The sequence below is a fragment of the Myxococcaceae bacterium JPH2 genome, from assembly GCA_016458225.1.
Classification (GTDB): Bacteria; Myxococcota; Myxococcia; order Myxococcales; family Myxococcaceae; genus Citreicoccus.
Genome location: JAEMGR010000038.1, coordinates 16,335 through 39,247, shown reverse-complemented (window position 1 = coordinate 39,247; position 22,913 = coordinate 16,335). Strand labels below are relative to the sequence as shown.

Annotated in this window: 21 protein-coding genes; 19 read left to right on the top strand and 2 right to left on the bottom strand. The window is 69.3% G+C overall.

All coding sequences use genetic code 11. The annotated features are described in order from the left end of the window. Positions 1–376: 376 nt before the first annotated feature. From JGU66_32795 to JGU66_32775, 5 genes are read left to right on the top strand one after another with little or no spacing between them, the layout of a single operon-like run. Positions 377–2,824, top strand: a complete 2,448-nt coding sequence (locus tag JGU66_32795) for an MMPL family transporter (protein ID MBJ6765558.1) — start codon at positions 377–379, stop codon at positions 2,822–2,824. Then, positions 2,719–3,798 carry a phosphatase PAP2 family protein gene (locus tag JGU66_32790; GenBank protein ID MBJ6765557.1) on the top strand — a complete coding sequence of 360 codons (1,080 nt, stop codon included), beginning with the start codon at positions 2,719–2,721 and terminating at the stop codon, positions 3,796–3,798. The genes JGU66_32795 and JGU66_32790 overlap by 106 nt, the downstream gene beginning before the upstream one ends. A 38-nt stretch (positions 3,799–3,836) precedes the next feature. After that, a complete protein-coding gene (locus JGU66_32785) occupies positions 3,837–5,030 on the top strand; it encodes an aminotransferase class I/II-fold pyridoxal phosphate-dependent enzyme (GenBank protein ID MBJ6765556.1) in 1,194 nt (397 codons plus the stop codon). Between the two features lie 10 nt (positions 5,031–5,040). Continuing rightward, a complete protein-coding gene (locus JGU66_32780; GenBank protein ID MBJ6765555.1) occupies positions 5,041–5,763 on the top strand; it encodes a class I SAM-dependent methyltransferase in 723 nt (240 codons plus the stop codon). A 1-nt stretch (position 5,764) separates the two neighbouring features. Next, positions 5,765–6,739, top strand: coding sequence for a hydroxymethylglutaryl-CoA lyase (locus JGU66_32775; protein ID MBJ6765554.1), 975 nt, complete (start codon positions 5,765–5,767; stop codon positions 6,737–6,739). A gap of 15 nt (positions 6,740–6,754) precedes the next feature. Here the strand turns inward: JGU66_32775 and JGU66_32770 are convergent, their stop codons facing one another. After that, positions 6,755–8,716, bottom strand: coding sequence for a TIM44-like domain-containing protein (locus JGU66_32770; protein MBJ6765553.1), 1,962 nt, complete (start codon positions 8,714–8,716; stop codon positions 6,755–6,757). Between the two features lie 100 nt (positions 8,717–8,816). Here JGU66_32770 and JGU66_32765 point away from each other — a divergent pair, with 100 nt between their 5' ends. Continuing rightward, positions 8,817–9,593, top strand: a complete 777-nt coding sequence (locus JGU66_32765) for an enoyl-CoA hydratase/isomerase family protein (protein ID MBJ6765552.1) — start codon at positions 8,817–8,819, stop codon at positions 9,591–9,593. Positions 9,594–9,652: 59 nt separating this feature from the next. Here the strand turns inward: JGU66_32765 and JGU66_32760 are convergent, their stop codons facing one another. Next, positions 9,653–10,012 (bottom strand): YtxH domain-containing protein, encoded by a 360-nt coding sequence (locus tag JGU66_32760; protein ID MBJ6765551.1) that lies wholly within the window; start codon positions 10,010–10,012, stop codon positions 9,653–9,655. Between the two features lie 204 nt (positions 10,013–10,216). On the opposite strand from JGU66_32760, the gene JGU66_32755 reads away from it, so the two are divergent. The 13 genes from JGU66_32755 (at position 10,217) to JGU66_32695 (ending at position 22,900) form a co-directional block, all read left to right on the top strand. Continuing rightward, complete coding sequence (locus tag JGU66_32755) at positions 10,217–11,746, top strand: acyl-CoA carboxylase subunit beta (GenBank protein MBJ6765550.1); 1,530 nt, start codon at positions 10,217–10,219, stop codon at positions 11,744–11,746. Positions 11,747–11,816: 70 nt separating this feature from the next. Next, on the top strand, positions 11,817–12,962 hold the full coding sequence (locus JGU66_32750) for an acyl-CoA dehydrogenase family protein (GenBank protein MBJ6765549.1): 1,146 nt from the start codon (positions 11,817–11,819) through the stop codon (positions 12,960–12,962). Beyond that, positions 12,962–13,825 (top strand): hypothetical protein, encoded by an 864-nt coding sequence (locus JGU66_32745; protein MBJ6765548.1) that lies wholly within the window; start codon positions 12,962–12,964, stop codon positions 13,823–13,825. The genes JGU66_32750 and JGU66_32745 overlap by 1 nt, the downstream gene beginning before the upstream one ends. A 65-nt stretch (positions 13,826–13,890) precedes the next feature. After that, positions 13,891–14,673: a ribonuclease III gene (gene rnc, locus JGU66_32740; GenBank protein ID MBJ6765547.1), complete on the top strand. Its 783-nt coding sequence runs from the start codon at positions 13,891–13,893 to the stop codon at positions 14,671–14,673. A 66-nt stretch (positions 14,674–14,739) separates the two neighbouring features. Next, on the top strand, positions 14,740–15,420 hold the full coding sequence (locus tag JGU66_32735) for a peptidylprolyl isomerase (protein ID MBJ6765546.1): 681 nt from the start codon (positions 14,740–14,742) through the stop codon (positions 15,418–15,420). Between the two features lie 71 nt (positions 15,421–15,491). Further along, positions 15,492–16,046: a peptidylprolyl isomerase gene (locus tag JGU66_32730; protein ID MBJ6765545.1), complete on the top strand. Its 555-nt coding sequence runs from the start codon at positions 15,492–15,494 to the stop codon at positions 16,044–16,046. Positions 16,047–16,135: 89 nt separating this feature from the next. Further along, positions 16,136–17,080, top strand: a complete 945-nt coding sequence (gene era, locus JGU66_32725; protein ID MBJ6765544.1) for a GTPase Era — start codon at positions 16,136–16,138, stop codon at positions 17,078–17,080. Between the two features lie 25 nt (positions 17,081–17,105). After that, the gene (der, locus tag JGU66_32720) at positions 17,106–18,497 is read left to right on the top strand and encodes a ribosome biogenesis GTPase Der (GenBank protein ID MBJ6765543.1); all 1,392 of its coding nucleotides are present in this window, start codon (positions 17,106–17,108) and stop codon (positions 18,495–18,497) included. Positions 18,498–18,588: 91 nt separating this feature from the next. Next, positions 18,589–19,389, top strand: a complete 801-nt coding sequence (locus tag JGU66_32715) for a tetratricopeptide repeat protein (GenBank protein MBJ6765542.1) — start codon at positions 18,589–18,591, stop codon at positions 19,387–19,389. Positions 19,390–19,399: 10 nt separating this feature from the next. Continuing rightward, positions 19,400–20,560, top strand: a complete 1,161-nt coding sequence (locus JGU66_32710; GenBank protein MBJ6765541.1) for a PQQ-binding-like beta-propeller repeat protein — start codon at positions 19,400–19,402, stop codon at positions 20,558–20,560. Next, positions 20,557–20,985, top strand: coding sequence for a (deoxy)nucleoside triphosphate pyrophosphohydrolase (locus JGU66_32705; GenBank protein ID MBJ6765540.1), 429 nt, complete (start codon positions 20,557–20,559; stop codon positions 20,983–20,985). Before JGU66_32710 ends, JGU66_32705 begins: the two co-directional genes overlap by 4 nt. Continuing rightward, positions 20,985–21,866: a ribonuclease H-like domain-containing protein gene (locus JGU66_32700; GenBank protein ID MBJ6765539.1), complete on the top strand. Its 882-nt coding sequence runs from the start codon at positions 20,985–20,987 to the stop codon at positions 21,864–21,866. Before JGU66_32705 ends, JGU66_32700 begins: the two co-directional genes overlap by 1 nt. Positions 21,867–21,994: 128 nt before the next feature. Further along, positions 21,995–22,900 (top strand): hypothetical protein, encoded by a 906-nt coding sequence (locus JGU66_32695; GenBank protein ID MBJ6765538.1) that lies wholly within the window; start codon positions 21,995–21,997, stop codon positions 22,898–22,900. Positions 22,901–22,913 lie beyond the last annotated feature (13 nt).

Here is a 22,913-nt window from a genome sequence, read left to right as displayed (position 1 = left end):
CCCAGCGTGCGCGACCACCCAGCAGGACGACGCCGGCCGTGAATAAAGAGGGAACTCCACACTGTCAAGGCGCGGACTGACACCTCGCATGGCCCTCGGCCACCCCCGACAGCCAGCCACTTGACACAGGCGTGGCATCGGTGGCACGCCGCCGCCCCAGGCATGCCCGTCAGCCAGGAGATAGTGGAGTCCCCTGGGCTTACATCGGGACACATGTGAGGGGTCGCGCAAGCGCCCGGAAGGCTTCCACTTCTCCCGCTGTTGGGGGGTGCCGGTACAAGTGGCTGGGAACTTGCTTGTGCCGGCCAATTTCGAGGAGTGGACGGTGTCCAAGTCTTGGCGGCAGCGGTGGTTCGATGGGTTCATCCAGGGAGCCATGGCGCGCCCTTGGCAAGTACTGGCGGTCTTCGCCCTGGTGACGGCCGTTTGCGGGCTGCTCGCGTCGCGGCTGGAGTTTCGCGGGTCCTTCGTGGAGCTTCTTCCCGAAGGGGCTCGCGAGGTGCGAGATCTGACACGCGTGTCAGAGAAGGCGGGGGGTGACGGGTACCTCGTCGTCATGGCGAAGGGGACGACCCCCGACAAGCTTCGCGCCTATGCCGGGGAGCTGAAGTCGCGGCTCGAGGCCCTCCCAGAGGTCCGCTACGTCGAGTACCACTTCGACGTGGAGTTCTTCCGCACGCACGGCCTCCTGCTGCTACCGGCGGAGAAGCTGGAGGCGCTGCGCAGTGACATCGAGGCCCGGGTTCACTACGAGCGACAGCAGTACAACCCGCTCTACATCGACCTGGGCGCCCTGCCCAAGCCGCCCACCTTCGAGGAGATCGCGAAGAAGCACACGCCCGAGACGCCGATGCGGGAGTTCCTGACGAACGCGGACGGCTCGGAAGTGTATTTGATGATCAAGCCGTCGGGGACGGCGGGCGACCTCGACTTCGCGCGGCGCTTCGTGGACAAGGCCCTGGGGACGGGGCGGGAGCTGGCGGCGGCGAGCTACCCGGGCGTCACGCTGGAGGCCACGGGCAACTTCCAGAACCGCATCGAGGAGGACGCGGTGATGCGCCGCGACCTGTCCAACGCGGGCCTGCTGTCCGGCCTCATCGCGGTGGCCCTCATCCTCCTGGCCACCCGGCGCATCTCGGCGCTGTTCGTGGTGGGCCTGCCAGTCATGGTGGGGCTCGTCTTCACGTTCGCCTTCGCGCAGCTCGCCATCGGGCACCTCAACATCGTCACGGGCTTCCTCGTGGCCATCCTCATCGGCCTGGGCATCGAGTATGGCGTCCACCTGTCGATGCGCTACTGGGAGGAGCGGCAGACCCAGGGCGTGCGCGAGTCGCTCGCGGCGACGGTGCGCGGCACGTTCAGCGGCGCGCTCACCTCGGCGCTCACCAACGCGGCGGCGTTCCTCGTGCTGCTGCTGGCGCAGTTCCACGCATTCAAGCAGTTCGGCCTGCTGGCCGGCCTGGGCGTGATGCTGGCGGTGCTGGCGGCCTACGCCATCGGTCCGTCGCTGCTCGCCATCGCCGAGCGCATCCGGCCCTTCCGTCGGGACGAGGCGCCCGCTCCAGGCGCGGCACCGGCCACGCCCGCGGCCCCCGAGAAGGAGTGGCGGCGCTGGCCCACCGGGCTCATCGCGGCCATCGCGCTCATGGTGGTCGGGTTCGCGGCCTATTCGGTCGTCATCGCGCCGCGCCTGGGCTTCGAGACGAACCTGCGCAACCTCAAGGGCGACTCGCCGGCCTCCCGGCTGGACGACCACATCACCGAGCAGATCGGCTCGCCGCTCAACCCGGCCATCCTCTACGTGGACAACCTGGATCAGGTCCACCAGGTGGAGGACATCATCGCGCAGGTGAAGGTGAAGAACGGGAAGGACTCCGTCTTCCTGCGCACCGCGTCCCTGAGCGATCTGGTTCCGTATGACCTGGAGCACCGGCAGGCGGAGATCGGGAAGATCAAGGCCATCCTCGACGGCCTGCCCTCGGAGATTCAGGCCGACGCGAAGGTGAAGCAGTTCCGGGAGCTGGTGGAGGCCAAGCCCTACGCGCTGGAGCAGGTGCCCGTGGAGGCGCGCCGGCGCTTCGAGGCGCTGGACGGCAAGGGCATGTTCCTCCTGCTGTTCCCGTCCGTGTCCAACTACGACACCCAGGACCTGCAGCGCTGGGCGGCGCAGATCGACGAGGTGGTCGACGGCGCCAAGGCGAAGGGCATCGACCTGGCGGTGCTGGACAGCAACCGCATCGCGGCGCGCATCTTCTCGCTCGTGCGGGGGGATGGCCCGTTCATCCTCTGGTCCGCCGCGGTGGTCGTCTTCCTGGTCATCTTCGCCAGCCTGCGCAGCTTCAAGCGTGCGCTGCTGGTGGCCGGCCCGCTCTTCCTGGGCATGACGTGCCTGGCGGGCGGCATGTACCTGTTCGACGTGCAGCTCAACTTCATCAACGCGGTGGTGCTGCCCAACCTCCTGGCCATCGCGGTGGACAACTCGGTGCATCTGTTCCACCGGTACGAGGAAGAGGGCCCTGGCTCGCTCGGCAAGGTGGTCCGGCACACGGGCCTGGCCGCCGTGGTGGCGACCATCTCCAACGCGGCGGGTTACGGCGCGCTGCTCGTCGCGAACCATCAGGGACTGCGCAGCATTGGACAGATTGCGATCCTCGGGGTCGTGTGCACCTTCATGGGGACGACAGTGTTCTTCCCTGCCATGCTGGCGTTGCTGGAGCGATGGAAGGGGCGGCATCAGGGCGACGGGGTGGGCGTTCCGAACCTGGATCTCGGCGTGGCTGGCGATGTGTCGGCCGGGCCGCCGGGGGAGCGAAAGTCGGCGTGAGTTCCTGGTCCTTCACCCGAGAGCGCAGCCGAACCCTGGTGGACGCTCGCCAGCCGCAGGTCCGCTTCCGTGGCGTCGACATCGTCATCATCGTCGCCTGCTCGCTGGCCGCCCTGGTGCTCTTGGGGCCGGCTCGCTGGGGCTACCACGCCGCGCGCAACGGCTGGCTGTTCGGAATGATGGCGCTCGGGCCCCTGGTGCTCCGCACGCTGGAGTCTCGCTTCCCCCGACAGCGGCTGCTGAGTGTCGCGGCGGACTTCTGGCTGCTGCCCGTGTCCGCCATGGTGCATGGGTGGCTCGGGCCCGTGGTGGATTGGATCAATCCGCTCGTGAAGGACGCGCAGCTCATGGCCACGGATCAGCGCCTCTTCGGCTTCCAGGCCGCGGTGGAGCTGGCGCACCGGGTGCCTCCGCTGCTCAATGACGTGCTGATGCTCTGCTACTACGGCCACTTCATGTGGCCGCTGCTGCTGGGCATCCTGCTGTACTACCGGGGACGGGGCGCCACGGCGGGGTTCGACGAGTACCTCCTGGGCCTGGGCCTGCTCTTCAGTCTCAACTACGCGGCCTACTCGCTGGTGCCCGCGGTGGGGCCGCGCTACTTCCTCATCGGCGCATTCGATGGGCCGGGGTTGCACGGCGGGCCGCTCACGCCGCTGCTCGAGTCGATGATGCGCACGCCGCTCTTCACGCGGGACTGCTTCCCGTCCGGGCACACCGGGGCGACGCTGCTGGTGCTGTTCTACGCGTTCCGGTTCTACCGGACGCTGTTCTGGGTGATGTTGGCCCCGGGCATCGGGCTCATCATCGCGACGCTGTCCGGGCGGTTCCACTACGCCACGGATCTGCTGTGCGCGGTGCCGCTCGTGGTGGTGGTGACGAGTCTGGCCCTCGTGCTGTCTCGGGCCGTCCGGCAGCGCGCGAGCGAGGAAGCCGCGCGTTCCGTCCCGGTGGACGCTATCGTTCGCCCCTGAATGGCCGGTCCTCCGGCCCACCGGAGGACCCGTCCGCCATGTCCAGGCCCGTGTTCGCAGAGCGCGTCTCCCGCTTCGGCACCACCGTCTTCTCCGAGTTCAGCGCGCTCGCCGCCAAGCACAGCGCCGTCAACCTGGGGCAGGGCTTCCCAGACTTCGACGGCCCCGACGCGGTGAAGGAAGCCGCTCAGCGCGCCATCCGCGACGGCATCAACCAGTACGCCATGGGCGTGGGCGCGAAGGACCTGCGGCAGGCCATCGCCGAGCACGCGATGCGCTTCCACGGCCAGGCAGTGGACCCCGACACCATGGTCACCGTCACCAGCGGGGCCACCGAGGCCATCCTCGATGTGCTCCTGGGGCTGGTGAATCCCGGCGACGAGGTGGTGGCCTTCGAGCCGTTCTATGACTCGTATGACGCGAACATCGCGTTCCTGGGGGCCACCGCTCGCTACGTCCCGCTGCGCCCGCCCGACGCGGCGCATGCCACGTGGTGGTTCGATCGCGACGAGGTCCGTGCCGCGTTCGGTCCGCGCACGCGCCTGCTCATCCTCAACACGCCCCACAATCCCACGGGCAAGGTCTTCACGCGCGAGGAGCTGGAGTTCCTCGGCGGGCTGTGCGCGGAGCACGACGCGTTCGTGCTCTCCGACGAGGTGTATGAGCACCTCGTCTTCGCGCCGGCCCGGCACCTGCGTCCCGCGACGCTGCCTGTCTTCGCGGATCGCACCGTCACCGTGAGCAGCGCGGGCAAGTCCTTCAGCCTCACCGGCTGGAAGGTGGGGTGGGTGATTGCGCCGCCGCCGCTGCGCGATGCTGTGCAACGGGCCCACCAGTTCGTGACGTTCGCCACGGCGTCACCGCTCCAGGCCGCCGTGGCCACCGCGCTGCGACTTCCCGATGCGTACTTCGAGGACCTCACGCGCCTCTATCTTGGGAAGCGCGAGCGGCTGCTCGCGGGCCTGCGCGAGGCGGGGCTCCCCGTGTACACGCCCGAGGGCAGCTACTTCATCCTCACGGACATCGCGCGCCACGGCTTCGCGGACGACGTGGCCTTCTGCCGGCACCTCGTCACGGAGGTGGGCGTGGCCGCCATTCCGCCCAGCGTCTTCTACAGCCCGGAGCACCGCCACCTGGGGCAGGGCATGGCGCGCTTCGCCTTCTGCAAGACGGACGCGGTGCTCGACGAGGCCTCGAAGCGTCTGCGTGCCCGGCTCGCCCCCGCTCGCTGAGCCGCGCGCGGTGGGGTTCTTTGGCGAGCTGTACCTGCGCAGCACGTTGCCCTTCCTGTCCGAGCCCGTCACCGCGCGCGAGGCGGACTACCTCGCGTCCGTGTTCGCCTCGGTGCCGGGGCCGGTGGTGGATCTGGGCTGTGGCCATGGTCGCCATGCGGCTCGGCTGAACGCCTCGGGCCCGCTGGCGGGACGCGTGCTCGGGCTGGAGTTGGATCCGCTATCCCTGGCCATGCGCCGGCGGGGCTTCCCGGCGGTGCGGGGGGACCTGCTCGCGCTGCCGTTTCGCGCCGCGTCGCTGGGGGGCGCCTATGCCTGGTACTCGACACTGTTCGCGTTCTCGGACGAGGCGCACGTGCGGCTCTTGCGCGAGGTGGCCCGAGTGCTCCGGCCCGGCGGCACGCTGGTGTTTCAAACCGTCCCGGCCGAGCGGCTGGCGGCTTCGCCAAGCGCGGCATTCACACGGCGGTTACCGGATGGGAGTGTCCTGGAAGAGGAGAGCCACTTCGACGCGGTGCGTGGCCGCGATGTGGGGCGACGCACCTTGACCTTGGCGGATGGGCGCGTGCTGTCCGCGTCCTATGCCATCCGCTACTATCCCCTTGCGGAACTGACGCAACTGTTGGAAAGCACGGGGTTTTCGACGGCGTGGGTGCACGGCGGGCTGGAGGGCGAGCCACCGACCCCCGAATCGACCGAGCTCATCGTGGGAGCAGTGCTTCGACATGGCTGAGATGGCGCCGAACGAACATCCCCGGAGTCCCGTGGCGCTGCTGGGGCAGCTGCCTCGCCGGGTGGACGTGTACGAAGTGGGCCCGCGCGACGGCCTCCAGAACGAGCTGCGGACGCTGCCCACGCGCGACAAGGCTCGGCTCATCGACGCGCTCGTCGCCTCGGGCGAGAAGCGCATCGAGGTGACGTCGTTCGTGTCACCCAAGTGGATTCCGCAGCTCGCGGACGCCGAGGAGCTGATGAAGCTCGTCGGGCGGCGCGAGGGCGTGGTGTTCTCCGCGTTGGTGCCCAACCTCAAGGGCCTGGAGCGCGCGAAGGAGGCGGGTCTCCAGGAGGCCGCGGTCTTCATCTCCGCGTCCGAGGCCCACTCGAAGAAGAACATCAACAAGACCATCGCCGAGGCCCTGGCGGGCGCGCGCGAGGTGACGGCGGCGGCCCTCAAGGCGGGCCTGCGCGTGCGCGGCTACCTCTCCACCGTCTGGGGCTGCCCCTACGAGGGCCACGTTCCCATCGAGCGCGTGGTGGACATCTGCCGCCAGCTCGCGGACGCCGGCATCTACCAGCTCAGCCTGGGCGACACGATTGGCGTGGGGACGCCGCGACAGACAGGGGAGATCCTGGAGGCGCTCTTGCGCCACATCCCCGTGGAGAAGCTGGCGCTCCACCTGCACGACACGCGCGGCACCGCGCTGGCCAACACCCTGGTGGGGCTGACCGCGGGCGTGACGACGTTCGATGCGAGCATCGGCGGGCTGGGCGGCTGTCCCTATGCGCCGGGCGCGGCCGGAAACCTGGCCACCGAGGACGCGGTCTTCATGCTCCACGGCATGGGCGTGGAGACGGGCATCGACCTGGACAAGCTGGTGGAGGCCGGGGAGATCGCCCAGGAGCTGATCGGCCGCAAGCTCGCGGGCAAGTACCTGCAGGCGGCATTGGGTGAGCGGGAGAAGAAGGCCTCCCGCCGCGCCCAGACCTGAGCCCCGGACGGGCCCTCAGTGCCCGTCCAGCATCTGCGTGAGCTGGGCCTCCAGCCCGAGGTGCGCGGCGGCCGTCTCCAGCATGCGCCGCTCCTTCCGGTCGATGCGGCCATCCACGAGCGCGATGTCCACGATGTGCCGCAGGAAGACCTCGGCCTCGGGGCTGCCTCGGGGCAGGAGGCGCTCGAAGAGCTGCGGACCGGCGCCCAGGGCCATCTCCACGTTGGCCCACGCCACGCCCCAGCGCTCCGAGCACAGCTTCAGCATGCGTCGCTCTGCCGGGCTCACTTCGCCATCCGCGGCCGCGATGGCGGCCATCATGTAGAGCAGGCGCTCGCGCTCCCGCACATCCGTCACCGCGCGAGCCCCCGCGCTGGGTGCCACCGCCGCGCCACCCGGACGCGGGAGCGGTCCGCGGGCGCGCTGCGTGTCGCGGAAGCGCTCGTCCTCGCGCGCGTTCCACGACTCGAAGGGCAGGGCGGAGGCGAGCACCCAGTCCCGGGCGCCAGTGCCCAGCTCGGCGCCGCAGAACTCGCAGGACGTGGCGGCGCTGTCGGTGAGCGGCGCGTTGCACTGGGGGCAGCGGTCCGTCGACATGCCGTTGGCGGTGTTCGTCGTCGCCCCGTGCTGGCGGACGAGCGTGAAGACCCAGCGCTGCGGCACGGTGGGCAGCGGCGGCGGGGCCTCGTTCACCGGACCCACGCCCATGCGCGCGCTCCAGCGGATCTCCACCTGGGCGCGATCCATGTCGCCCGCGTGCACCTCCAGCGCGCGCACGTCCACCGCGCCCACCGCGCACTCCAGGAACACGCGACGCCGGCCCTGCTTCGCGAGCGCGTCGAGTTCCCCGCCCAGCTTCCCGACGGCCGCAGGCTGCGCCACCTTGCCCAACCGGCGCGCGTCGCCTCGGCTCTGGGCGTCGATCCACTTCCAGAACAGGAGCGAGGCCCGGTCCTCCAGCATCTCGAGGTTGAGCGCGGGGTCCACCTGCCGAGCCTCGCGCAGGCCGTCCACCGTCGTGTGGTAGCGCACGTGCTCCACGCCCTGGGTGATCTCCGCGAGCGTCCAGTCGTAGTTGCCGGAGTTCACCACCGCCTGGCAGAACTCACAGCGGTTGCTCGCGCCGCCCTGGTAGGGCGCGCCGCAGTTGGGGCACTTGCCCTGGTACAGGTCCTCTCCGATGCGCGTCTTCGCCCCGGGCTTGCGCACGAAGGTCCAGACCTCGGTGAACGGCTCCAAGGGGGCACGGCGCGCGGCGGCCTCGGCCTGGGCCTCGGTGTGGTTGGCGGGCACGTCCGTGTCTCGCATCCGCGCGTGCACGCGCACGAGGACGCTGTCGTACCACTCGCTCTGGTGCAGCCCGATGAGCTGGAGGCCGAGCACCTCGATGTCGGTGATGGCGTCCCGCACGCCCTGGGCTTCCATGAGCTGGAGCTGCACGTTGAAGCGCTGCCACGTCGCGTCCGAGAGGAACGGTCGCACCGGCGTCATGTCTCGGCGGAACCAGGACTGCTGCAGCTCCATGAAGAGCCAGCGCACCTTGCCCAGCAGGGCCTCGGGCTCGAAGGCGGGGTCCTTCAGCTTGAGCGCGTTGACCCAGCCCTGCACGTCGCGCGGGGAGACCTGCGTGCGCACCTCGGCCTCACGCTGCTCCAGCGCTCGGCGCGTCGTGGCGGTGGGGTGCAGGTTGCGCTGATAGAGCCAGTAGAAGGCGCCGCCGATGACGATCAGCGGGATCATCACCTTCGGGTACATGAAGACGAGTTGGACGATCCGGAACAACAGGTAGATGGGGAGCCCGCCGCCTCCACCGCCGCCGTCGTGATCCTCGCTCTGGCTGGGGCGCGTGTAGTGCTCGCCGCCACCGCCACGGGCCCATGCGAGCAGGGGCACGGCCAGCGCCACCAGGGAGAGCAGGCCGGGCGAGCAGCGGGCCCGACGGAGGATGCGGGTCGAGGCGGAGGGACACGGACGCATGGGGAAATCCTAACCGTTTCCGCCTTGCCAGACTGGGGAACCCGCCGCAGTCTGCAGCCCGCCACGGTGGGCCGCTGCGGGGCCCGAAAGGGAAGCAACCATGCCGGAATTCAAGGTCGACGCCCGGGGGGCCATCGAGATCTGGACCATCGACGGGGAGAGCCGTCGCAACGCCGTCAGCCGCGCCATGCTCCGCGAGATGGGCGAGATGGTGACGCGCGTGTCCACGGGCCGCCAGGTGCGCGCCGTCATCATCACGGGCGCGGGCGACAAGGCCTTCTGCGCGGGCGCGGACCTCAAGGAGCGGGCCGGAATGAGCGAGGACGAGGTGCGCGCCTTCCTCGACGGCCTGCGCGTCACGCTGCGCGCGGTGGAGCAGAGCGACTGCGTCTTCATCGCCGCCCTCAACGGCGCGGCCCTGGGAGGCGGCACCGAGCTGGCCCTGGCGTGCGACCTGCGCGTGGCGGCCCCCGCCGCGGAGCTGGGCCTCACCGAGGTGAAGCTGGGCATCATCCCGGGCGGAGGCGGCACCCAGCGGCTCACGCGCCTGATTGGCCCCGGCCGCGCCAAGGACCTCATCCTGACCGCTCGGCGCCTCAACGCCGCCGAGGCCTTCAGCATCGGCCTGGTGAACCGGCTCGCGCCCGAGGGACACCTGCTGGAGGTGGCCTTCCAGCTCGCCGAGGCCGTGGTGGCCAACGCCCCCATCGCCGTCTCCACCGCCAAGCACGCCATCGACGAGGGCCTCGGCCTGGAGCTGGGCGACGCGCTCGCGCTGGAGCTGCGCAAGTACGAAGAGGTCCTCAAGACGGAGGACCGCCTCGAGGGCCTGCGTGCCTTCGCCGAGAAGCGCGCCCCCGTCTACCAGGGGCGCTGAGGCGCTCGGGGCCCGGAGGATGACTCCCCGGGCCCCGGCTCGCCTCGCCCGCGTGGGCTTCAGGCGCTGGCGGTCTTCTCCGAGCCCAGCGTCACGCCCTGCTTGTTGAGATAGCCCATCGCCTTGTCCTTGACGGTGGTGCGCAGCTCGGTGCCGGGCCGCGGCGCCATCATCAGGCCCACCACGCTGCCCACCGCCGCCCCGAGTACGAAGAGCCCCAGCCCGCCCAGCCCCGAGCGCCCCGGCCGGTAGGTGGTCAGTCCGATATGATGCAGCGCATCATCCGGATCGAAGTCGTCCCACTTGGACTTCGCGTAGCGGGGGAACTGGTTGAGCAGCTTGTGGGCGAGGTAGCGGCGATACAGGTCGCTCTTGGCGACCCCCTTGGCCATCCACTTGGCTTTCTTCGATTCGAACATGGTCGTTCCTCCCGGACGCGAGGGTTGCCGGGGGCGGCCTGCGCGCGCATCCCCCGTGCGACATGAAGCTAGGCAGGGGGGCTCGACCCGACATCCCCGGCGCCCCGAGGGAGGCGCGGTGCGTCGTGGGCTGGACGGCCGGCTGGGAAACGAACTGGCGAGAAGGGAGCCAGCCGGGAACCTTTTTGCTATGTCGCCGGGGCCATGGCCAACGACGTGAAGCTGCTCGAGAAGATTGCCCAGGTCGAGAAGGGCGGAGCCGAGAAGTACCACGCGAAGAACAAGGAGGCGGGCAAGCTCTTTGCTCGCGAGCGCATCCGCCTGCTCGTGGACGCGGGCTCGTTCGTCGAGGACGCCAAGCTCGCCAACAACGTGGACCCCGAGCTGCCCTCGGACGGCGTCATCATCGGCGTGGGCCGCGTGGCCGGTCGCACCGTCGCCATCATGGCGAACGACTCCACGGTGAAGGCCGGGAGCTGGGGCGCGCGCACGGTGGAGAAGATCCTCCGCATCCAGGAGACCGCGCGCTCGCTGCGCTGTCCGCTGCTGTACCTGGTGGACTCGGCGGGCGCTCGCATCACGGACCAGGTGGAGATGTTCCCCGGTCGCCGCGGCGCGGGCCGCATCTTCTACAACGAAGTGCACATGTCCGGCTTCGTGCCGCAGATCTGCCTGCTCTTCGGGCCTTCCGCCGCGGGTGGCGCGTACATCCCCGCGTTCTGCGATCTGGTCATCATGGTGGACGGCAACGCCTCCATGTACCTGGGCAGCCCGCGCATGGCGGAGATGGTCATTGGCGAGAAGGTCACGCTGGAGGAGATGGGCGGCGCGAAGATGCACTGCTCCATCTCCGGCTGCGGCGACGTGCTGGTGAAGACCGAGGAGGAGGCCATCACCGCCGCCAAGCAGTACCTCGGCTACTTCCCGGAGAACTTCAGCCAGACGCCGCCCCGCGCTGAACTCAAGGCGCCCAAGGCGAGCGGCAAGACGGTGGATGAGATCATCCCCGCGGATCAGAACAAGCCCTTCGACATGCACGCCCTCATCGGCGAGCTCATCGACGAGGGGAGCTGGTTCGAGGTGAAGAAGCTCTTCGCCCAGGAGATCATCACGGGCCTCGCGCGCATCGGCGGGCGCCCGGTGGGCATCGTGGCCAACCAGCCCAAGTACAAGGGCGGGGTGCTGTTCGTGGACAGCGCGGACAAGGCCGCCCGCTTCATCTGGCTCTGCGACGCGTTCAACATCCCGCTGCTGTACCTGGCGGACGTGCCCGGCTTCATGATCGGCACCAAGGTGGAGCGCGCCGGCATCATCCGCGCGGGCGCGAAGATGATCTCCGCGGTGTCCGAGGCGAGCGTGCCGCGCATCTGCGTGGTGGTGCGCAAGGCCTACGGCGCTGGCCTGTACGCCATGAGCGGCCCGGGCTTCGCGCCGGACGCCACCCTGGCGCTGCCCCAGGCGATGATCGCCGTCATGGGCCCCGAGGCCGCCGTGAACGCGGTCTACTTCAACAAGATCCAGGAGCTGCCGGAGGCCGAGCGGCCCGCCTACGTCCAGAAGCTGCGCGACGAGTACCGGGCGGACGTGGACATCTACAAGCTGGCCAGCGAGCTGGTCATCGACGAGATCGTCCCGGGCCAGCAGCTCCGCGACCAGCTCCTCCGGCGCTACGAGCTGTACTCCCAGCGCCACGCGCCCCGCGCCGAGAAGAAGCACGGCGTCTATCCCGTCTGAGTAGCCCCACTTGAGCCCGGCAAGAGCCGCCGCTCACGGCGACACCCTCTGCTATACATCCTGCCCGACCATGGAATTCGATCTTCCCGAAAGCCACCGCGCCCTCCAGTCCTCCCTCCGTGACTTCTGCGAACGCCGCGTGAAGCCCTACGCCCGCGAGTGGGACAAGGACGAGAAGTTCCCCATGGAGGTCGTGCGCGAGCTGGGGCAGCTCGGCGTCATGGGCATCCTCGTCTCGGAGGACCTGGGCGGCGCGGGCATGGACGCGCTGGCGGTGGCCGTGGCGGTGGAGGAGATCGCCCGGTTCGACGGCTCGCTGGCCCTCACGGTGGCCAGCCACAACGGCCTGGGCACCAGCCACGTGCGCGTGTTCGGCAACGACGCGCAGCGCGCGCGCTACCTGCCCAAGCTGGCGTCCGGTGAGTGGCTGGGCGCCTGGGGACTGACCGAGCCGGGATCGGGCTCGGACGCGGCCGGCATGCGCACCACGGCGGTGCGCAAGGGCGACGGCTGGGTGCTCAACGGCAGCAAGATGTTCATCACCCAGGGCACCGTGGGCGACGTCTTCGTGGTGCTCGCGGTGACCGCGCCGGAGAAGCGCCAGAGGGGCATCACCGCCTTCGTCCTGGAGAAGGGCCTGCCGGGGTTCAGCCAGCGCGCCATCCACGGCAAGCTGGGCATGCGCTCCTCGGACACCGCCGAGCTGATTCTGGAGAACGTGGAGGTGCCGGACTCGGCCCGCGTGGGCGAGCTGAACCACGGCTTCATCGACACGCTGAAGATCCTCGACCGCGGCCGCATCACCATCGGCGCGCTGGCCGTGGGCCTGGCCCGGGGCGCGCTGGAGGAGTCCGTCCGGTACTCGCGCGAGCGCACCGCGTTCGGGCAGGCCATCAGCGAGTTCCAGGGCCTGCGCTGGATGATGGCGGACATGAAGACGGAGCTGGAGGCGGCGCGCCTCCTGGTCCACCGCGCGGCGCGGCTCGCGGACGCGGGCCAGCCGTACTCGAAGGAGGCCTCCATGGCGAAGCTGTTCGCCTCGGAAGTGGCCACCCGGGCGTGCGGCAAGGCGGTCCAGATTCATGGCGGCTACGGCTACACGCGCGAGTTCCCGGTGGAGCGCTACCTTCGCGACGCCAAGCTGTGTGAAATTGGCGAGGGCACCAGCGAGATTCAGCGCAGCATCATCGCCAAAGAGCTCTTCAAAGGGGCCTGATGGACACCACGCGGCTGGAACAGCTCGGGTTGAAGGTTCATGAAGATGCGGCCGGCGTCGAGGCGCGTCTCGACCTGGAGTCCGCGCCGCTGGTGAACCCCATCACCAAGGCCTTCATCCCCGAGGTGACGTTCCAGGTGATGGGCGACCGCCTCATCCCCATCGCCCCCTCGGCGGTGGTGGGCCTGGCGCCCATCCTCGTGGGCGCGGTGGCCGAGGTGCAGGACATCGAGGCGCTGCTGGCGGACGCGTTCAACGAGCACATCTTCCACGTCCAGCGCCGCTCCGCGGAGCTTCAGGTGCTGGGCTTCGTCCCGGAGGTGGATCCGGAGACGCTCGAATTGGCGACGACCGTGGAGGAGAGCGGCCTGTCCGTCCACCTCGTGTCGGATCGCCTGGGCAACTTCCGCGTCGCCCGCGCGCGTCGCTCGGGCGAGGAGCTGCCCACGGCCGCCGGACACATGCTGGAGCTGTCCGAGTTCCGCGAGCGCGAGGCACTCACCGGCTATCTGGCCGCCCTGTTCGGTGAGCCGCACGAGCGGCCCCGGCCCACCCGCGCCACCGCGGGCCTGGTCCGCTTCTCCGAGGTCGTGGAGAAGTTCGGCCTGGAGGCGCTCGTGCCCCCGCGCAGCAGCCTGGAGCTGCTCGCTCAGTTGCAGGTCGACGGACGGGCCTACCGCTTCGCCGCGGCCCGGGTCGCCGGCCGGACCTTCCGGGGCCTGCTCGCCGGGACGCAGGGAAAGGTCTGGGCCGGGCGTTTCGAGTTGGATGACTTTCCCGGCGTGGTTCGCATGGTCGCGAACCTGCTGAACGTCCCCGCGGAGTCGGTGAGCCTGGTGGGCCCCGACACGCCACAGGAGTAAGCCACGGTGAATCGCAGTCTGTTCCAGCGCGGGTCTCAGGAGTGAAGGCCTTGGAGAAGGAGAAGATGCCCCCGGCCGAGCGGGTCCAGGCCCTCGAGGTGCGCCTGGGCGTGACGTTCGCTCGCCTCGAGCTGGGGCTGGAGGCCATCACCCACAAGACGTACGTCAACGAGAACCGCGAGCAGAACCTCAAGGACAACCAGCGCCTGGAGTTCCTCGGGGACACGGTGGTGAACCTGGCCGTGAGTCACCGGCTCATGGAGCGCTGCCCCGGGGTGCCCGAGGGCGAGCTGACCAAGATGCGCGCCCGCATCGTCCACGAGGAGGGGCTGGCCCGGGTGGCGCGCTCCATCCCGCTGGGCGACCTGCTCCTGTTGGGCCGCGGCGAGGCGCTCTCGGGCGGGCGGGACAAGAACTCGCTCCTGGCGGACGCGCTGGAGGCCGTGTTCGGGGCCGTGTACCTGAACGGGGGCCTGGAGCCGGCGGTGTCGCTCGTGGACCGGTACTTCGCGGAGATGCTGGACGAGGTGTCCTCGGGAGCCGGGCGGCTGGACTACAAGACGCTGCTCCAGGAGCTGGCGCACGAGCGGCTGAAGGCCTCGCCGCGCTACCGGGTGGTGTCCGAGTCTGGACCCGAACACTCGAAGCTGTTCGAGGTCGAGGTCAGCATCGCCGAGGTCATCTACGCGCGGGCGACGGGGCGCAGCAAGAAGGAGGCGGAGCAGTCCGCGGCGCGCGCCACGATGGAGCGACTCAAGGTCACGGCGGACTCGCCGGTGCTCCCAGGCCCTCCGCCCGGGAGCATGGAGGCTCCCCTGGAAGTCCCACGAGGTGACAGCCCGGCGTGAAACCCCTTGGAGGGGGCGGGGGTTGCGAATAGGGTCCCCCGCCGTTTGCCAAGGGGATTGTCTCGCATGCACCGCTTCCTGGGAGTCGCCGTCGCGTTGGTCGCCGCCGTGGCGCTGGCGGGAGCCCCGCCTGCCGCGGGCAAGTGGACCCAGAAGGTCCAGGCGGGCCAGGAGCTGTTCGCCACCCTCAAGACGAGCGAGGGCGCCATCGTCGTCCGGCTGTTCTCCAAGGACGCCCCCAAGACGGTGGCCAACTTCGTGGGGCTGGCCACGGGCGAGAAGGAGTGGCGCGACCCGAAGTCGGGCGCCATGTCCAAGAAGCCCCTCTATGACGGCACCGTGTTCCACCGCGTCATCCCCGACTTCATGATTCAGGGCGGTGACCCCACCGGCACTGGCATGGGGAACCCGGGCTACCGCTTCGAGGACGAGTTCCAGAGCGGCCGCCGCTTCGACAAGAAGGGCCTCCTGGCCATGGCCAACGGAGGCCCCAACTCCAACGGCAGCCAGTTCTTCATCACCGTCTCCACGCCGGACTACCTGTCGGGTCGGCACACCATCTTCGGGGAGGTCGTCCAGGGTTACGACGTGGCGGAGAAGATCGCCCACGTGAAGCGCGACGGACGGGACCGCCCCCAGACGCCGGTGGTCATCTCCCAGGTGGTGCTGAGCGACAAGGGCCCCAAGGGCGTGAGCGGACCCAAGGCGACCGGGACCAGCAAGCCCCAGGCGGGCGCCAAGCCGTAGGGCAGGGCGAGCACCCCGAGAACCCAAGCTAACCCTGGGGCCACGCGCCCCGAGACCACGAGGACGACACCATGGGAATGATGGAAGAGGCCCGCTCGGGCAAGGAGCTGTTCGCCACCTTCGACACCACCGAGGGCAAGGTGGTGGTGAAGCTGTTCAGCAAGGACGCGCCCAAGACGGTGGAGAACTTCGTGGGCCTGGCCACGGGCGAGAAGACCTGGAAGAACCCGGCCACGAACGCCCAGGAGACGGGCAAGTCCCTGTATAACGGGACGATCTTCCACCGCTGCATCGGCAACTTCATGATTCAGGGCGGCGATCCGCTCGGCCGGGGCACGGGTGGCCCGGGCTATAACTTCGAGGACGAGTTCCAGAGCGGCCGCCGCTTTGACAAGAAGGGCCTGCTCGCCATGGCGAACCGGGGCCCCAACACCAACGGCAGCCAGTTCTTCATCACCGTGGTGCCCACGCCGCACCTGAACAACGGCCACACCATCTTCGGGGAGGTCGTCCAGGGCTACGAGGTGGTGGACCGGATTGCCAACGAGCTGCCGAAGGATCACAACGACCGTCCCAAGAAGGACGTGAAGATCAACACGCTGACCATCTCGACGTCGCAGCCGTAAGCCTGTAAGGGCCTGTCGCAAGACAGCAGCGCCGTCCTTGTCGCAACCCGGGGCCCTCGCGAGGGGGCCCTCAGATCACCTCCGGAAGCATGTCCCCCCAGCAGAAATATCGCGCCGGCTTCGCCGCGCTCATTGGTCGCCCCAACGTGGGCAAGAGCACGTTGCTCAACGCGCTCACGGGCGAGAAGATCGCCATCGTCTCGCCCAAGCCGCAGACCACCCGCAACCGCATCCTGGGCGTGGTGACGCGGCCCGAGGGCCAGGTGGCCTTCCTCGACACGCCCGGCATCCACCAGGCGAAGGGCGAGCTGAACCGCTACATGGTCGAGGTCGCCCTCTCGGCGGCCGAGGAAGTGGACCTGGTCCTCTTCCTCATCGAGCCCCCCGCGGGCGAGACGCCGGATGTGAGCCCGGGCAACCGGGCCGTCCTGGAGCGGCTCCAGAAAATCGGCAAGCCGACCTTCCTCGTCATCAACAAGATCGACTCGGTCCCCAAGCAGCAGCTCCTGCCGCTCATCGAGCTGTACCGCCACCAGTTCCCGTTCGCGGAGGTGGTGCCGGTGTCCGCCCGCGAGGGCGACGGCGTGGAGCACCTCTTCACGACGGTGCTGAGCCACCTGCCCGAGGGCGAGCGGCTCTTCGACGAGGACATGCTCACGGACCAGCAGGAGCGCGTGCTGGTGAGCGAGTACATCCGCGAGCAGGTGCTGCGTCACTGCCGCCAGGAGATTCCGTACTCCACGGCGGTGATGGTGGACGTGTTCGACGAGTCCGAGCGCGAGCCGCGTCCGGGCACGCCCCCCGGGCAACTGGGCGGGCTCATCCGCATCGCCGCGTCCATCTACGTGGAGCGCGACAGCCAGAAGGCCATCATCATCGGCAAGAAGGGCCAGATGCTGAAGGTCATCGGCACGGACGCGCGCAAGTCGGTGCAGCGCCTGCTGGGCGCGCACGTCTACCTGGACCTGCGCGTGCGAGTGGAGCCTCGGTGGAGCGAGCGCCCCGAGGGTCTCAAGAAGCTGGGTTACGAGTGAAGCTGTCGCAGGCGAAAGAGAATTCATGAAGCCGCTGGTCGCCATCGTGGGACGCCCCAACGTGGGCAAGAGCACCCTGTTCAACCGCCTGGCGGGTCGTCGCATCGCGCTCGTGGAGGACCTGCCCGGCGTCACGCGGGACAGGCACTACGCCGACGCCGAGTGGGCGGACCGCGCCTTCACCCTCATCGACACGGGCGGGTTCGTCCCCGGTGAGAAGGACACCCTGCTGGCGCAGGTGCGCGAGCAGGCGCAGCTCGCCGTGGAGGAGTGCGACGCCATCATCTTCGTCGCCGACGCGCGCGTGGGCCTCACCTCGGATGACGAGGCGGTGGCGTCCTACCTGCGCAAGAGCGGCAAGCCCGTGGTGGTGGCCGCCAACAAGCTCGACAACGAGTCCGGGCAGATGCAGGCCCTGGCCGCCGAGTTCTTCCGCGTGGGACTGGGCGAGGTGCAGGCCATCTCCGCCGAGCACAACCTGGGCGTCGCCAGCCTGATGGACGCGGTGGTGGCGAAGCTGCCGCCCAAGGAAGAGGGCGAGGACGCGGAGGCGCCGCCCGACGACGGCACCATCCGCGTGGCCATCATCGGTCGGCCCAACGTGGGCAAGAGCACCCTGGTCAACGCGATCCTCAAGGAGAAGCGCGTGGTGGCCAGCGACGTGCCCGGCACCACGCGGGACCCCATCGACTCGGCCATCACCTACAAGGAAAAGAAGCTCATCCTCACGGACACCGCGGGCATCCGGCGCAAGAAGACCATCGCGCACCGCGTGGAGCAGTACTCCGTCGTCGCCGCCATGAAGGTGCTGGAGCGCAGCGACGTGGCCGTGCTGCTGATGGACGCCACCGAGCCCGCCGTGGATCAGGACGCCAAGCTGGCCGGCCTGTCGGCGGACCGCGGTCGGGCGCTCGTCATCGTGGTGAACAAGTGGGACCTGGTGTCCACGGACAAGCGCAAGCAGGACACCTACCGCGAGGACCTGAAGCTCGCCCTCAAGTTCGTGGGCTACGCGCCGGTCATCTTCACCTCGGCCCTCACGGGCTCCAAGGTGGAGAAGGTCGTGGACCTGGCGGTGGAGATGGCCGAGCAGTTCCGGTTCCGGGCCCCCACGCCCCAGCTCAACCGGCTACTGGAACACATGGTGGACAACAACCCGGCCCCCATTGTTCGCGGCAAACCCTTGCGCCTGTACTACATCGCCCAGGTGGGCATCGCGCCGCCCACCTTCGCCCTCACGTGCAACGTGCCCGAGGGCGTGCCGGACATGTACAAGCGGTACATCACCAACCAGATCCGCAAGACGTTCGACCTGCGGGTCCCCATCCGACTGCTGTTCCGAGAGCGACCGGGCAAGGCCAAGCGAGAGGCCCGCAAGAAGCCGCACCTGGTCAGTAAGAAGTCCGGGAAGCACTGACGCTCCAACGCGTTGACACTTCCGGTGGGCGCTCTTTACAGTGCGCCGCTTCTCAGAAAAGCACCGTCGAGCCGAGAGAGGTCCTGTGACCGTGGCCCAGCAGAAGACCGAGAAGATTCGCCAGCGTGAGCTCCGCCAGCCGGACGCCTTCCAGAAGGTCGGCGCCGAGGCGCGCGATTGGCTCATGCAGCGCCAGAAGCTCCTCGCCATCGCCGCGGGCGTGCTCGTGGTGGGCGCCGTGGGCGTTGCCATTGGCAGCGAGGTGTCCAAGCGTGGCGAGGAGAAGGCCACCCAGGGCCTCGGGCAGGCGCTGACCGTGCTGGACCGCCCGGTGACGGGTGTGGACGCCGCCAACCCCTCGGACACCGAGCCGCCCTTCAAGTCGGTGAAGGAGAAGGACGAGGCGGTGGTGAAGTCCCTCACGGACTTCCGCAAGGAGCACGGGGGCACCCGCGCCGCGACGACGGCGGCCCTGCCGCTGGGCAAGGCCGAGTTCCGGCTGGGCAACTACGACAACGCCCTGGCCGCCTTCGGTGACTTCCTCAAGTCCGCCGCCACCAATGATCCACTGCGCGCGAGCGCGTTCGAGGGTCAGGGCTACGCGTACGAGGCCAAGGGCGACCACGCGAAGGCCATCGAGTCGTTCAGCCAGATGGACGCGGCGGACTCCGGCGAGTACCTGGCCGGCATGGGCCAGTACCACAAGGCCCGCATGCTGATCCTGGACAACAAGAAGGAAGAGGCCGCGCAGGTGCTGTCCAAGATTCCCACGGACCACCCGAACAGCGCGGCGGCGCGCCAGGCCACGGAGCGGTTGGCGGTGCTGACCGCCGAGGGCGTGAAGGTTCCGGCGCCCACCCCCGCGGCGACGACGACGCAGGACGCGGGGTAGCGCAGTGACCATGAAGCAGCTCACGTGGTGGAAGCGTTGGGTGGGTGGCGCCGCGGCGGTTGGATTGCTGGGCGCGTGCGGTTCGGTGCCGCTGTACGGAAACCCGGAGCTGCCCCGGGCGCCCCGTCAGCCACCGGTGAGCTTCTTCGAGATCGACTGGTGGACGCCGCTCGTCAAGCCACCGCTGCTCGAGTACGCGCCGCGCGAGTTCGCCTCGCCGGCATTCGATCCCGACAGCCGCCATGTGGTGGCGCTCACGCGAGACGGCATCGCCCGCGGGCTCACGCCTGACGGCAAGGTCGTCTGGAGCGTGGAGACGGGCATCCGCTTCAACGCGGGCGCGCACATCCAGAACGGCGTGGCCTACGTTCCGGGCGGCAACGGCATCCTCTACGCCATCGATGTCCGCACGGGCTCGGTGAAGTGGAAGTACGCCGCAGGCGAGTCGCTCGCCACGGTGCCCGTCGTCGCGGACGGACTCGTCCTGGTGGTGTCGGAGAGCGACACCCTGTTCGCGGTGAAGGCGGACGATGGACAGTGGGCCTGGCAGTACCGCCGGGATCCGCCCTCGGGCTTCACCATCCATGGCGCGTGCCGGCCGTTGGTGCATGACGAGACGGCCTACCTCGGGTTCTCCGATGGCTACCTCGTCGCGCTGAAGACGTCCGACGGCAGCGTGACGTGGGAGAAGTCCCTGGCCGGCGGCGGCACCGAGTTCCTGGACGTGGACACCACGCCGGTGCTCGACGAGGCCGGTCACCTGTACGTCGCGTCGTACAAGGGCGGGCTGTACGCCCTGGATGCGGAGACGGGCGACCTCGTCTGGAACACGGCGGTGGAGGGCATCACCTCGCTGCTCGCTCGGGGGCAGGTCCTGTTCGCCAGCGGGGACGGCCGGGTGGAGGCCTTCCTGGGTGAGAACGGCAAGCGCATCTGGACGCTGAAGCTCGGGGAACGCGCGGGCTATGCGCCCGTGTTCGCCAGGGGAATGCTGCTCGTTCCCGTTCAGCGCGCGCTGCTCTTCGTGGATCCGGTGACGGGCCAGTCCCGGCTCTCGTGGAACCCGGGCGATGGCATCTCGGCCACCCCCTACGTGCAGGGCAGCAAGGTGTTCGTGCTCTCGAACAACGGCTACCTGTACTCCATGGACATCAAGGGGACGCACGGTTGACAGCCCCCGCGCCCAGGACGGTGCGGGTGGTGGCGGCCCTGATTCCCCAGCCGGGCCAGCCCCAGCGCTTCCTGGTGCAGCAGCGCTTGCCTGGCGGAAGCCGGGCGCTGCTGTGGGAGTTCCCGGGAGGCAAGGTGGAGCGCGGAGAGTCCGACGAGGCCGCGCTCGCCCGGGAGTGCCGCGAGGAACTGGACGTGGAGCTGCGCGTGGGACCGCGCCTCTGGGAGGGGCGCCACGCGTATCCCGACCTGACGGTGGAGTTGGCGCTGTACGGCGCGACGCTCGTCTCGGGTGAGCCCCGGCCGCTCGGCGCCCAGGCGCTCGCGTTCCACACGCCCACGGAGATGCAGGCCCTGCCGTTCTGCGAGGCGGACGTGCCGCTCCTGGATGAACTCCTGGCCGGAAGGTTGGGCACCCCCGCTTGATGTTGCAGCGAACCTTCCAGCACATCCCCGGAGTGGGGCCGTGGCGCGAGAAGGACTTGTGGTCGCGCGGCATCCGCACCTGGGATGACTTCCCCGAGGCGGGCACCGGCATCGCCATCAGCCGCAAGTCCGATGACGTGGCGCGCGCGCGGATCGCCCAGGCGCGCGAGGCGTTGGCGCGCAGGGACCTCCATGCGCTGGCGCAGCTCCTGCCATCCCGCGAGCACTGGCGGCTGTATCCAGAGTTCGCGCAGGAGGCCGTCTACTTCGACATCGAAACGGACGGCAGCAAGACGCAGGTCCCCACGGTGGTGAGCCTGTTCGATGCCTCGGGCCTGAGTGTCTTCGTCCAGGGCCGCAACATGGACGCGCTGCCCGAGGCGATGGCGGCCCGGCGGTTGTGGGTGACGTTCAACGGCTCCTGCTTCGATGTCCCAGTGCTGAAGGACTACTTCGGCCCCGGGCGCTTCCCGGCGCCCGCGGCGCACATCGACCTGCGGTTCGTCACGCGGCGACTGGGCATGGGCGGTGGGCTGAAGGAGATCGAAGACAAGATCGGCGCCGCGCGGCCTCCGCACCTCAAGGGCGTGCACGGCTGGGACGCGGTGCTGCTGTGGCGTGCCTATTTGCGTCGCGGCGACATCGAAGCCCTGCGCTTCCTCGTCGAGTACAACCTGTACGACGCGTTCCAGCTCCGGACGTTGATGGACGTGACGTACAACCGGGGCGCCGACGATCTGAACCAGGACGTTCCTCGGCTGCCGGTGTTCGATCGCGGCGACGTGCTCTACGACGTGAGCCGCGTCATCCTGGAGCTGGGCCCCACCGAGCGCGACCTCGACACGCTCGCGCGCGTGCGCGCCATGGAGCAGGACACCTGAGCCCGTCTGGGGGCAGGAACATCCCCAGCCACGCGGTCCGCCTCATCCGGCAGGACCTGCCTCGGCCGGTGCAGGTGCCATGGGCCCGGGACGGTGTCATTCGCGGAACGTCCGATCGGGTCCTGGGGTTGCCCTCGGGACCCGGGCGACTCACGCTGCTGCGCGCCTCGGATGATTGGCACGTGGGGCCGGGCTTGGAGGTCCCGCTCCACACGACACTGCTGGCGCTGCATCCCGACCTGGAGCGACTCATCGTCATGGGACCCGGACGACTGGAGCTGCGGCGAGGGATGCCTCGCGATGTGCCCACGCTGGGGGCTCGGCTCTGGCCGCATCCGTCGCTGGCGCTGGGCTTCGATGCCTCCGGCCGAGAACTCTGGACCAGCGAGGAGTCCGCGGGCCAGCACGTCGTGCGCGTCCTCGATGGGGAGACGCTGACCGATGGGGCCTCGGGGCCGGGCTCAGTCAATGCCGCGCTGGACCCGGAGCTGGAGGGCCTGCATGAGCTGATGCCGCATCCCTCGGCGCCGGTGATGGGCGTGTCCGTGAGCCAAGGGCAGGACGGGACGTGGCTCGTGTTCCTGCGGCGCGAGGGCGGGCACCTGGTCCGCGAGGGCGGCCTCGACAGCCCGGATGCGCCGTTCTTTCCCACGGGCTTCGATGCCTCGGGGACGAGCTTCATCGGCATTGGCGGGACGTGGATCCGCCGCTGGAGCTTCCCGGACTGCGTGCTGCTGGCTGAGTACGCGCTTCCCGAGGACACCGGGACGCAGGTCACGGACTACTCCGGGCTCGTGACGGCGGACTCGGTGTGGGTCGTCATGGAAGGACTGGACGAGGGGGCAGGGGAGTCACAGCGATTTTCGATCCTCCAGCTCGACGTGCAGACGCTGCAGCCAACAGGTCGCCTCGACTTGCCGCTGGAGCACGAGGCCATCGGAGCCTTGCAGCTCCTGCCCGGGGGATTCCTCATGGCGGATGGCCGTCGACTGTGGCGGCTGGCGGACTGGAATGCGCCCGGGACTCGTTTGTAGCTGGATGGACTGG